Raw genomic sequence first — 10,923 nt, forward strand, 5'->3', positions numbered from 1 at the left:
TCTATTTTCCCACATGGAAATATAGCTTATTCATAAAGAGAGCGACTGCGTGAAGGAGCCGTACTGTCGGTTCTGCGGCTTTCAGCCCCGAACGAGCCATGGGCGGCTTGAGCGGGGCTTTGCTCTTATTAGAGGACAGTTGCGTGTCTGGGCGGCACGTGCTGGGCTCGGCCATATATGATGCAAACTCTCTGTACGCCAAGCCTGGATATGGCTAGTTCGCTCAGAGAGTTTTTCATTTATTAACACAAGCATGCAGCAAGCGTTCAGGAAGGTGGCAAGGTCGTGCGTAATTTACTGATGACGGTCTGCTATGACGGAAGCAATTATTATGGCTTTCAGACGCAGCCAGGAGGCAATACGATCCAGGATTGCCTGGAAGCAGCTATTCAGAATTTAACGGGCGAGACGGTTAAAATCCATGGCTCTGGCCGCACCGATGCCGGGGTTCATGCCCGGGCGCAGCCGTTTCATTTCTTGACCTCGTCGCAAATTCCGGTAGAACGCTGGTGCCTTGCGTTAAACGGACGCCTGCCTGCAGATATTCGCATTACGTCTGCTAAGGAAGTAGAACTTGATTTTCACGCGAGGCGGTCAGCCAAACGGAAGACTTACCGTTACACGATTAATGCTAACCGGTTTACTGACGTCTTCCAGCGCAGCTACCAGCTTCACCACCCGGGAAAGCTTGATGTGGATGCGATGCGCGAGGGCCTGAGCTTCCTCCTTGGAACGCATGATTATACGTCATTTGCTTCCCGTCATTCTACGAAGGCCAGCCATGTCCGGACGATCGACGAGACGAGAATCGAAGTAGATAGGTCGATGGCTGTGCCAGGCACCAGGGATCAGGGCGTGATTCATCTGTATATTAGCGGCAACGGCTTTTTGCAGCATATGGTGCGGATTATCGTGGGAACCCTGCTGGAGGTAGGGCAGGGCAAGCGCCCCCCAGAGCAGATGAAGCAAATTCTAGAGGCGAAGGATCGCAAGGCGGCTGGGCCAACCGCGGAAAGCAAGGGGCTTATGCTGTGGAGCGTGGAATATGAATTGGATAGCAGCGATCAGAGGCCATAAGCCTAAATGAAACCATCATGTCTATGAAACGTATCATACTCAACTAATTTCTAGGAGGGGTATATGACCATGAAATGTCCTGTTTGCAATGACGTTCGCATGAGGGAAGTAGAGAAGGATGGCGTTATGATCGATGTTTGCCCGGACTGCAAGGGCGTATGGCTGGATCGCGGCGAGCTGGAGAAGCTGCTTGGAGAAATCCGTGAGCTGCGGCCTGCATTTGACGAATGGTACGAAAGCCGTGAGGGCGGACAAGCTTACCGCCAGGGAGACCCGCAGTATCGCCAGCCAGAACCTGGGTCCAGCTATAATCCCGGATTCGAATCTGGAGCGCCTCGGCCGGGCAATCCGTCCGGGTATGGATCCAAGGCTCCGCAGCAGGGCTATGATCCTCGTTACGGTAATCCCTATGGCGGCGGTAAATACCATAAAGATCACTACAAGTATAAGAAGAAAAAGTCGGTTCTGGACGTTCTCGGAGACTTGTTCGATTAATGCCCGAGTTTATTCCTTTTGCTCTAAAAAAGGACTTGCGTAATAAATTTGCATCCTGTAAAATATAAGTTGTGTTTTCTTATGGCTATCCCACGGCCCCCGGTAAGAAAACGATACATCCATGATAATTTAATGCGAATAAGCATAAGAACGAAGATAAATTTACCAGATTCGTTCTGCGCCCAAAGAGCATGAACCATTCTGGTATCTATGAACGAATTCGGATGAGAATGAAGGAGGATCTTTACATGCGTACCACCTATATGGCTAAGCCAAGCGAAGTTGAGCGCAAATGGCATATCATTGATGCCGAAGGCAAGACGCTGGGCCGTTTGGCGAGCGAAGCTGCGGCATTGATTCGCGGTAAACACAAACCAGGATTTACACCTCATGTTGACGGCGGTGATTTCGTGATCGTCATCAACTCGGAGAAAATCAAGCTTAGCGGCAACAAAATGGAAAGCAAGAAATACTATCGTCACTCCCAGCATACAGGTGGTCTTAAAGTGACGGTTGCTCAAGACCTTTTGAGAACAAAACCGGAGCGCATGATCGAATCTGCGGTTCACGGCATGCTTCCTAAAACTCGCCAAGGTGAGAAAATGAAGCTGAGATTGAAAGCATATGCGGGTACTGAGCATCCACATGCAGCACAAAAACCTGAAGTTTACGAACTTCGCGGATAATTAAAAGGGAGGACAGTTTCATGGCACAAGTACAATACTATGGGACAGGTCGTCGTAAACATTCGGTAGCTCGTGTTCGCCTTGTACCGGGTGAAGGACGCATTGTCATCAATAAACGTGATATCAATGACTACTTCGGTTTGGAAACACTCAAACTAATCGTTAAACAACCGCTGAATTTGACAGAAACCACTACTAACTACGACGTGATCGTTATCGCTCACGGCGGTGGGATTTCCGGTCAAGCCGGAGCGATTCGCCACGGTATTTCCCGTGCATTGCTCAAAGCAGATCCAGAATTCCGTTCTGCACTGAAAAAAGCAGGCTTCTTGACTCGTGACCCACGCATGAAAGAGCGTAAGAAATACGGTCTTAAAGCTGCACGTCGTGCACCACAATTCTCCAAACGTTAATATCCCTTGCTACAAGGAAAAAAAGCCCTTGGCCTATATTGGCCAAGGGCTTTTTTTCTTGCGTTCATATTGACTTATTGTTAAAAAGTTCTATACTTTAAATTATAATTCAAATCTGTTTAGTAGGAATATTTCCTTGTTTTTGTATATTACTGCGAGGGGGACGAAATCATGAATTTATTGGAGAAGGAACAGCTAATCCAGGATAAGGCAGAGGAGTTTGAGAAGGCCTCAGCGGAAGAAGTGATCGCCTGGGCGGTTAAGACGTTTCCGAACATCACGTTTGCGTGCAGCTTCGGGGCGGAGGATGTGGTCGTTGTCGATATGCTGCAGAAGATCAGTCCATCGACGGATGTGTTCTACCTGGATACGGATTTTCACTTCAAAGAAACGTACGAGACCCGCGATAAAATGGCTTCGAAATATAATCTGGAGTTCGTACGGGTATCTCCGCTGATTACGCCGGAAGAGCAAGCGGCTCAGCATGGCGAGGAGCTCTGGAAGAGCGATCCGAATGCCTGCTGTAACATTCGTAAAGTCGAGCCGCTGACCCGGGTATTGTCCGGTTACGATGCCTGGATCACGGGAATTCGCCGCGACCAGGCGCCTACGCGGGCCAATGCGAAGAAGGTGGAGTACGATACGAAATTTGGATTGGTTAAATTTAATCCGCTGGCAAGCTGGACATCTGAGGATGTATGGAACTACATCCGGGCTAACGATGTCGTGTACAATCCGCTGCATGATCAGAATTATCCGAGCATCGGCTGCGAGTATTGCACTCGCCAGGTCATGCCGGGAGAGGATCCGCGGGCAGGCCGCTGGGCAGGCTCCGATAAGACGGAGTGCGGGCTTCATAAATAATCCTATACTTATCATAGATACAGGGAGAGATGAAGATGACAGCAATATTGCCGCATGGCGGCAAACTGGTAAACCGGGTTGTTACGGGCAGGGAAAGAGAGGAGCTGCTCGCATCGGCTAAGGAGCTGCCTCAGATTTTGATCAATACATGGACGATTTCGGATCTGGATTTGATAGGTGTCGGCGCTTTTTCTCCGTTGGAGGGCTTTCTGAATCAAGAGGATTATGAGTCCGTTGTCCAGAAAATGAGATTGGCGGACGGTACGGTATGGAGCATCCCGATCACTTTATCCGTTAGCGAGGAGCAGGCTGGACAATTGGAAATCTCCAAGCGTGCAGCCCTTGTAGGAGAGCAGGACGGGGTCGTCTACGGACTGCTGGATATACAAAGCGTCTATAAGGCTGATCAGGCGGAGGAAGCCAGAAAGGTATTCAAAACGGAAGACAAGGAGCATCCTGGAGTAGCTAAGCTCTTCGAACGGTCGCCTTATTACGTCGGCGGCCCGGTGTCAGTGCTGAATCGGCCGCAGCCTGACCGCTTCGCCGAATTCTATTTTGACCCGGCGGAGACACGGCGCCTGTTTGCCGAGAAGGGCTGGCGGACTGTAGTTGGCTTTCAGACGCGGAACCCGGTGCACCGCGCGCATGAATATATCCAGAAGAGCGCGATGGAGATTGTTGATGCGCTGTTCCTCAATCCGTTAGTCGGCGAGACGAAGTCGGATGATGTTCCTGCCGATGTACGGATGAAGAGTTATCTCACGCTGCTGGAGAACTATTATCCTGCCGATCGCACCTTCCTTGGCGTGTTCCCGGCCGCTATGCGCTATGCCGGGCCGCGGGAAGCGATATTCCACGCTATGGTTCGCAAAAACTATGGCTGCACTCACTTCATCGTTGGCCGCGACCATGCGGGCGTCGGTGACTACTACGGAACCTATGAGGCCCAGGAAATCTTCTTGAACTTTACGCCAGAGGAACTGGGAATTTCCCCCTTGTTCTTCGAGCACAGCTTCTTCTGCACTACCTGCGGAAATATGGCTTCCAGCAAGACGTGTCCGCATCCGAAGGAGTCCCATTTGACGTTGTCCGGCACGAAGGTAAGGGCTCTGCTGCGCGACGGAGTATGCCCTCCGCCGGAATTTACGAGACCGGAGGTAGCGAGAGTACTCATCGAGGGCATGAGCCATCAGGTCGTTATTTAAAGGCTATAGCTTGATACAAGGTATATTTGTCCACCTCGTCCCATATAGATGATTAGAATCATTCTGGGTGCGGAGGTGGCTTTTTTATGGGCTCACGAGACAAGGTGACGCTGTGGATTTCTGTAAGTCAACTCAAAAAGCTATTGCTCGGCCTCGGCCTGTTGGGCCTGCTGTGCGGGATCCTGTTCTATGAAGTTCCGGCGAGGAATGCTTGGAATTATTGGAGCCTGCCGCTGGCCGGCGTCACGATAGCCTTGGATGCTGGCCATGGCGGCCCTGATGGCGGAGCAGTCAGCCGCCAGGGGCTGATTGAGAAGGATATCAACCTGGCTGTAGCCCTCTACTTGCGGGACTACCTGCAGCAGGCTGGCGCGATCGTCGTTATGACCCGGGAGGATGACCGGGATTTGGCCGATTCGGAAACGAAGGGCTACAGCAAACGCAAAACTGAGGATTTGAAGCGCCGGGTCCGTTTCATTGAGGAGAAGCAGGCCAAGCTGTTGATCAGTATTCATATGAACAGCGTCCCCTCCAGCAGATGGAGCGGAGCACAGACATTCTTTACTTCGGCTCATGAGAAAAGCTATGATCTAGCTTATCTCATTCAGGAAGAGCTGATCCGCAATTTGGAGAATAGCGACCGGGTTGCGAAGCAAAGCGACAAGGCAGTATATCTTCTGGAAACGCTAAAAATCCCCTCGGCGCTCGTTGAAGTAGGTTTTCTCTCACATCCGGGCGAAGCTGCGCTGCTGGGGAGCGAGGAATATCAGCGCAAGGTAGCGGCGTCAATCTACCAGGGAATATTAAGATATAGCTCGGGTGAGACAGGAAACAGGGCAAAGGGAAGCGGAGAGTGATATAATATACATAAATTTTGATATTGTAACACGATATGATACGAAGTCGAGGTGCTGTCATTGTTATCCAAGGAGCATATTCAAGCGGCCTTGCGCCCTATTGCCGAGCCGACGCTGAAGCGAAGCTTGGTTGAGCTGCAATGGATTCGCGATATGATGGTGAAAGAGGACCGGGTCTCTTTAACGGTAGTATGCCTGGAGAAGGATGAGGAGACGCAGAAGCAATTGGAGCAGGAGATTCGGGATCGCCTGGCAGAGGCTGGCGTCAACCAGGTCCACTTGCGATTCCGAGAGGCTTCCGAGCGGGAGCGCGAAGAGGCAGGCGGAGGAGCCGGGAAGAAAGAATCCTCCGATGAAGAGGTTCTGCGCAAAGGCCATGCCGCAGGGCTCGATAAATTGCCGATTCTTGATCCCAAGTCGGGCGTGAAATTTATTGCCGTCGCCAGCGGCAAGGGCGGCGTGGGCAAATCGACCGTTACGATCAATTTGGCCGTGGCGCTTGCCCGGCGCGGATTCCGTGTCGGACTGATCGATGCCGATATATATGGCTTTAGCGTTCCTGATATGATGGGAATTGAGGAAGCTCCCAATTTAGACGGGGGCGCTATTATTCCAGTGGAGCGTTTTGGCGTCAAGGTGATGTCGATGGGCTTCTTTATCCAGGAGAATAACCCGGTGATATGGCGCGGACCTATGCTGGGCAGAATGCTCCGCCAATTTTTTAGCGACGTGGATTGGGGCGAGCTCGATTATATGCTGCTTGATCTTCCGCCGGGAACGGGGGACGTGGCGCTTGACGTACATCAGATGATTCCGCATAGCAGCGAGATCATTGTGACGACTCCTCATGCCACGGCTGCCTTTGTTGCTGCCCGCGCAGGCGCAATGGCCCTAAAGACGAATCATGAAGTGCTGGGCGTTGTCGAGAATATGGCTTACTATGAATGCTCGGGCTGCGGGCAGAAGGACTATATTTTTGGCCGGGGCGGCGGGGCCCGGCTTGCCGAGACGCTGCATACCGGCTTGCTGGCGCAAATTCCGGTAGGCGCGCCGGACAACCATCCTGCAGAGCCTGATTTCTCGCCTTGCGTATATAAGCAGGACAGCGTGGTCGGCCAGATTTACGACGACATAGCGCAGCAGGTTGTAGCTAAATACACTAAAGACTGACCGCCAGGTCAGTCTTTTTTGTAACATATGACGGCTGCTTAGGAGCTGTCGCCGCCTCCGCCTTCCCCTCCGCCTGAACCGCCGCCACCACCGCCGCCTCCACTTTTGCTGCCGGCTTCCCCTTGGCCGGATTTGGATTCTTTCTCCAGCTTAGGCTGCAGCTGTTCCTGCACGACCGTCTTCAACAGTTCCATTACTTCCATTTTGAATAATGGGCTTTGCATCGCTTCCTGCATGACAGTCATGGACTGTTTGCGGTAATCGGAGGTCTGAGTGAGCTCTAGGAACATTTTCATGACCTCCGGAGATTTCATAATTTCGCTGATCGATTTCCGGTACTCCGGATCTTTGATTAATTGCATGTGCAAGTCCTTGTTCTGTGAGTTGATCGCCTTGGCAAAATCGCCGGCAAATTTGGGATCGGTCATGATTTTTTCAAATTCTTTCTTATACTCCGGAGACGTAATCGTTTCCTTTACGGCTAACCGGACCTGCTCGGAGGTATGGGAGGGAAGGAGCATTTTAACCCCCATGCTTCCGCCGCCTCCACTTGATCCCCCTCCGCCAGAGCCTCCAGACCCTCCACCGGAGCCGCCTGAACCGGAGCCTCCTTCACCGCCCCCGGATTCGGAGCCCGAGCTGCCCGATTGGCCGCCCCCCTCGGATGGCGGGGAGCTAAGCGCTTCGTAAATGGCCTTTTTGCCCTCATCGGTCTTAAGTATATCAATGATCATGGACTTGGTTTCTTTATATCCTCCGCCTTGGGAAGAAGAGGAGCTTTGTTCAGAACCGCAAGCCGTCAGCGGAAGTGCACAAGTACATATAAGGCAAATGATCCATCGGTAATTCAGCCACTTCATGGTTCTTCCTCCTTCATCGTCATCGCTGTTTGTAGTATGCGGACGTGAAATAGGAATTATCCCCTTCAAAGGCATGGTGTTTTAACGGAATCGTTGGTAAAATAATTCGATAGTGGGGGTGTGAGGCTTGAATTTGAAAAATTGGCTCTATTTGTTCTGGACCACGCTGCTGGTCGGGGCAGTCGGCTCGCTGGTCGTGGGTTTGATTCTGCAATGGACGGACACGGTGCAGCTGAACGGCGCAGTGGATTTCTTGGTGAACGTTGGCATCCTGCTCGGGGTAGGCGTAATGGTAAGCGTATATTCGCAAATGGGCTTTTTCGCTTACTTGATGATCAACTATATGGGGAACGGCGTATTCACCAGACGAACCTGGCAGTACGTACAACTCGTGCTTACCGCGCTTGCTTTGCTCGAGCTGATGTTCTTCCGAACATTTGTCGGGGAAGGGCAGGGCGGCAGCTCTGATATTATTCTTAGCGTAGTCATTCTTATTGTGGCTTGCGCGGCAGCTTTTTATAAGGCCAAGCTGACGAATGGGACGGCATGGATTCCTACCTTGTTCTTCATGATTGCGGTAACGATCGTAGAAATGATCGGTGTGCTCAAGATTGGCGTTAATGCGGCGACGGCATGGATCGTTGCTCCGCTCTTGGCGTGCAATGCCTATCAGATACTAATCCTGCATAAAGTATTAAAGCCGGCGAGTCCTGCTGCATCGGCACAGAGCTCGCAGTAAGGAGAGCAAGCCAAGAAAGCTCAGTGCATACTGAGCTTTTTGTTTTTTGCGATTAAATTAGAAAAACAGACTTCGGAGGAGGGCAATCAGATATTGGCGCGGCCCTGTATGTTGGTCACATACCCGCGGCAGTGTTGATTTGCTCCTGGATCCACGCTTGATCCCGAACCTGAACACCTTTAACGCCAGCTTCTTGGAGGAGATCGGAAACCGTGACGAATTCGTATCCTTTTTTGCGGAGTTCGTCGATAATGACCGGCAGCGCTTCATGCGTCTGCTTGACCGAGTCGCTGGCATGCATCAGGACGATATCTCCCGGATGCGCCTTGCTGACCACACGATTGACGATCGTGTCGACTCCTTTGTTCATCCAGTCTTGCGAATCGGTGTCCCACTGAATTACTTTGTAGCCAAGATTGCTGGCGATCTTTAGCACGCGTTTGTCAAAATCCCCGTTCGGCAGCCGGAGCAGGCTGGGGGATTTTCCGGTCAAATCGGTTAAAATAGAATGAGCTGTTGTAATCTGCCGTTTGATTTCTTCCTCGTCAAGTTCGCTGTAGTTGACATGCTTATGGCCGTGGCTGCCGATTTCAAAGCCCTGCTGCTGGATGGCCTTGACGATTTCCGGGTGGCTCTTGCTCCAAGGGGAGGAGAGGAAGAAGGTTGCTTTTTTCACGTCCTTGTCTTTAAGCACCTGCAGAATTGGCTCTGTCCTCGTATCTCCCCAGCTGATATCAAAGGTCAGGGCAATAATCTTCTTGTCCGTGGATATGCTGTAGATGGCCGAAGTATTGCTCTCCTCGGAGAATACCGTAATATTTCCTTTCTCCACATAAATTACACCGACTGCAAACAGGGCCGCGGCGAAGACAAACAAGAAGCGTTTGATCTTTTTCCCGTTGAGGACGTAGAAGAAATTATTCATAAGTTAAGCCCCTCTCGTATCAAAGTATTTTGTCCACTGCTTCAATATATGCTCGTACCTTGGGGAAATATGACCCTCTTGTCGGCGGGCTCTGGAAAATCATCATGTACTAATTAATAGGAGGAACTCATGTCATTTCGTCGTTTTATTCAGGATTTGGTTCATTATCGGAAAATGATGCTCGTAGCCCTCGGGCTATTCATCGCAGGGATCGTGCTGGGCCATGTATACTCGGGTGCTCTTAGCGCTATGCTGCTTCCGCAAATCGAAGCGCTGCATGAAGTAAGCGGCAGCTTATCGCAATCTGCTTCTCCGGAGCTCAGCTTCTTTGTGTTTATCTTTTTGAATAATGCCATAAAAAGCTTGCTGATCATCGGGCTGGGCGCACTGTTTGGCTTTATGCCGATCGTGTTCCTAGTGATGAACGGGATGGTACTCGGCTTTCTGGTACAGGCCGCCTCAAACCAAGGGGCTAACATGTTCGATTTGATCGTTAAAGGATTGCTGCCGCATGGCATTATAGAAATCCCGGCTATTGTGATCGCCGCGGCTTACGGCCTGCAGTTCGGTTATTTGGTGCTGAAGAGCTTGGGAGAACTGGGCGCCAGGGAACGGCATGAGCGGACCGTGAAGTGGGGGGCGTTTTTTAAGGCGGCGGGAAGAGCGGCAATTTGGGTCACTGTGGCTTTGTTCGTAGCAGCGATTATTGAGAGCACGATTACTTTTCATCTCGTCCAGCCATAAAAATATTTAAAGCATTCATAAATTTGCTAAAAGTTGTGCATACCATTAAAGCGGTCCAAAAGACCGAGTTTCTTTTTTGGGCAAAAGGGTTAATCAACGTTAACCAACAGAGATGAATTCGTTTCATCTTGATATCCATTCCTGCACCGATCGTAACTTAGATATGAAAGAGGAGCTGTGAGCCATGTTGGGTATGCTGTTTAGTGACAAAGAATGCAAAGAACTGGACTATGTCCTTCGCAAGGAACTGGATGAGATGCTTCTGGATATGAGCGACCATCGTCTTGATCAGGATATCCGGCGTGCTATCGCCAATCGATACAAGACTGTATTTCGGATGTATGCCCGGTTCGCCCCCTCGAAAGAACTCTCCAAGTACGCACGCAAAGCCCGATTCCCGCAAGCGAAGCAATAAGATGATTCTGGGTGTTGACTTTATGGCTGAGGATATGTTAAATTATCAATCGTGCCGCTTTTGAGGCATGGCAGCAGGAAAGCAAGAGTATATAAATGGAATAAAAAAACTTTAAAAAAACTCTTGCAAAAACCTAGCTGACTATGGTATATTATAAAAGTCGCCGCTGAAACACAGCGGGACACAAAAACGAAGTTGATCTTTGAAAACTGAACAACGAGTGAGCGGGTTTCACGGAAGTGAAATCTAAATAATAGAGTCAGATGCAAATCTGATCTCGTCAGATTCAAAATGAGCTTAATCAGCTTATTCCAACTGGATTGTCATCGCCTTCGGGCGAGGGATATCCAACTTTATTGGAGAGTTTGATCCTGGCTCAGGACGAACGCTGGCGGCGTGCCTAATACATGCAAGTCGAGCGGGGTTGTTTTGGAAGCTTGCTTCCGAATCAACCTAGCGGCGGACGGGTGAGT

13 protein-coding genes and 1 rRNA gene are annotated in these 10,923 nt (G+C 50.6%); 12 read left to right on the forward strand and 2 right to left on the reverse strand.

The window, feature by feature from the left end; translation table 11 throughout:
• Window positions 1-285: 285 nt before the first annotated feature.
• The 8 genes from truA to BN2762_RS00385 all read left to right on the forward strand — a co-directional run bounded on the left by truA (window position 286) and on the right by BN2762_RS00385 (window position 6,767).
• Window positions 286-1,077 (forward strand): tRNA pseudouridine(38-40) synthase TruA, encoded by a 792-nt coding sequence (truA, locus tag BN2762_RS00350; RefSeq protein ID WP_055105095.1) that lies wholly within the window; start codon window positions 286-288, stop codon window positions 1,075-1,077.
• Between the two features lie 69 nt (window positions 1,078-1,146).
• Window positions 1,147-1,572: a TFIIB-type zinc ribbon-containing protein gene (locus BN2762_RS00355; RefSeq protein ID WP_055105096.1), complete on the forward strand. Its 426-nt coding sequence runs from the start codon at window positions 1,147-1,149 to the stop codon at window positions 1,570-1,572.
• A gap of 248 nt (window positions 1,573-1,820) precedes the next feature.
• On the forward strand, window positions 1,821-2,258 hold the full coding sequence (gene rplM, locus BN2762_RS00360; protein WP_055105097.1) for a 50S ribosomal protein L13: 438 nt from the start codon (window positions 1,821-1,823) through the stop codon (window positions 2,256-2,258).
• A 20-nt stretch (window positions 2,259-2,278) separates the two neighbouring features.
• A complete protein-coding gene (gene rpsI / locus BN2762_RS00365; protein WP_055105098.1) occupies window positions 2,279-2,671 on the forward strand; it encodes a 30S ribosomal protein S9 in 393 nt (130 codons plus the stop codon).
• A gap of 171 nt (window positions 2,672-2,842) precedes the next feature.
• Window positions 2,843-3,535, forward strand: a complete 693-nt coding sequence (locus BN2762_RS00370; protein ID WP_055105099.1) for a phosphoadenylyl-sulfate reductase — start codon at window positions 2,843-2,845, stop codon at window positions 3,533-3,535.
• A 35-nt stretch (window positions 3,536-3,570) separates the two neighbouring features.
• On the forward strand, window positions 3,571-4,740 hold the full coding sequence (gene sat / locus BN2762_RS00375) for a sulfate adenylyltransferase (RefSeq protein ID WP_055105100.1): 1,170 nt from the start codon (window positions 3,571-3,573) through the stop codon (window positions 4,738-4,740).
• 86 nt (window positions 4,741-4,826) lie between these two features.
• On the forward strand, window positions 4,827-5,597 hold the full coding sequence (gene cwlD / locus BN2762_RS00380; protein ID WP_055105101.1) for an N-acetylmuramoyl-L-alanine amidase CwlD: 771 nt from the start codon (window positions 4,827-4,829) through the stop codon (window positions 5,595-5,597).
• A 60-nt stretch (window positions 5,598-5,657) separates the two neighbouring features.
• Complete coding sequence (locus BN2762_RS00385; protein ID WP_055105102.1) at window positions 5,658-6,767, forward strand: Mrp/NBP35 family ATP-binding protein; 1,110 nt, start codon at window positions 5,658-5,660, stop codon at window positions 6,765-6,767.
• A gap of 38 nt (window positions 6,768-6,805) precedes the next feature.
• Here the strand turns inward: BN2762_RS00385 and gerD are convergent, their stop codons facing one another.
• Complete coding sequence (gene gerD / locus BN2762_RS00390; RefSeq protein ID WP_055105103.1) at window positions 6,806-7,627, reverse strand: spore germination lipoprotein GerD; 822 nt, start codon at window positions 7,625-7,627, stop codon at window positions 6,806-6,808.
• A gap of 127 nt (window positions 7,628-7,754) precedes the next feature.
• Here gerD and BN2762_RS00395 point away from each other — a divergent pair, with 127 nt between their 5' ends.
• Window positions 7,755-8,366 (forward strand): KinB-signaling pathway activation protein, encoded by a 612-nt coding sequence (locus BN2762_RS00395; RefSeq protein ID WP_055105104.1) that lies wholly within the window; start codon window positions 7,755-7,757, stop codon window positions 8,364-8,366.
• A gap of 115 nt (window positions 8,367-8,481) precedes the next feature.
• On the opposite strand, the gene pdaB is transcribed toward BN2762_RS00395, so the two are convergent.
• Window positions 8,482-9,291 (reverse strand): polysaccharide deacetylase family sporulation protein PdaB, encoded by an 810-nt coding sequence (gene pdaB / locus BN2762_RS00400; RefSeq protein WP_055105105.1) that lies wholly within the window; start codon window positions 9,289-9,291, stop codon window positions 8,482-8,484.
• 129 nt (window positions 9,292-9,420) lie between these two features.
• Between pdaB and BN2762_RS00405 the strand changes: the two genes are divergently transcribed.
• The 3 genes from BN2762_RS00405 to BN2762_RS00415 form a co-directional block, all read left to right on the forward strand.
• The gene (locus tag BN2762_RS00405; RefSeq protein ID WP_055105106.1) at window positions 9,421-10,035 is read left to right on the forward strand and encodes a stage II sporulation protein M; all 615 of its coding nucleotides are present in this window, start codon (window positions 9,421-9,423) and stop codon (window positions 10,033-10,035) included.
• Window positions 10,036-10,219: 184 nt separating this feature from the next.
• A complete protein-coding gene (locus BN2762_RS00410) occupies window positions 10,220-10,450 on the forward strand; it encodes a hypothetical protein (protein ID WP_055105107.1) in 231 nt (76 codons plus the stop codon).
• Between the two features lie 353 nt (window positions 10,451-10,803).
• Window positions 10,804-10,923, forward strand: a 16S ribosomal RNA gene (locus BN2762_RS00415); the annotation flags it as partial.

This window comes from Paenibacillus ihumii (genome assembly GCF_001403875.1).
GTDB lineage: Bacteria > Bacillota > Bacilli > Paenibacillales > Paenibacillaceae > Fontibacillus > Fontibacillus ihumii.

Bases quoted from the DNA above. Each gene is read 5' to 3' on its own strand.
- sat (WP_055105100.1), top strand. From the start codon at position 3,571: ATGACAGCAATATTGCCGCATGGCGGCAAACTGGTAAACCGGGTTGTT.
- BN2762_RS00405 (WP_055105106.1), top strand. From the start codon at position 9,421: ATGTCATTTCGTCGTTTTATTCAGGATTTGGTTCATTATCGGAAAATG.
- BN2762_RS00370 (WP_055105099.1), top strand. From the start codon at position 2,843: ATGAATTTATTGGAGAAGGAACAGCTAATCCAGGATAAGGCAGAGGAG.
- BN2762_RS00410 (WP_055105107.1), top strand. From the start codon at position 10,220: ATGTTGGGTATGCTGTTTAGTGACAAAGAATGCAAAGAACTGGACTAT.
- rplM (WP_055105097.1), top strand. From the start codon at position 1,821: ATGCGTACCACCTATATGGCTAAGCCAAGCGAAGTTGAGCGCAAATGG.
- BN2762_RS00355 (WP_055105096.1), top strand. From the start codon at position 1,147: ATGAAATGTCCTGTTTGCAATGACGTTCGCATGAGGGAAGTAGAGAAG.
- gerD (WP_055105103.1), bottom strand. From the start codon at position 7,627: ATGAAGTGGCTGAATTACCGATGGATCATTTGCCTTATATGTACTTGT.
- pdaB (WP_055105105.1), bottom strand. From the start codon at position 9,291: ATGAATAATTTCTTCTACGTCCTCAACGGGAAAAAGATCAAACGCTTC.
- rpsI (WP_055105098.1), top strand. From the start codon at position 2,279: ATGGCACAAGTACAATACTATGGGACAGGTCGTCGTAAACATTCGGTA.
- cwlD (WP_055105101.1), top strand. From the start codon at position 4,827: ATGGGCTCACGAGACAAGGTGACGCTGTGGATTTCTGTAAGTCAACTC.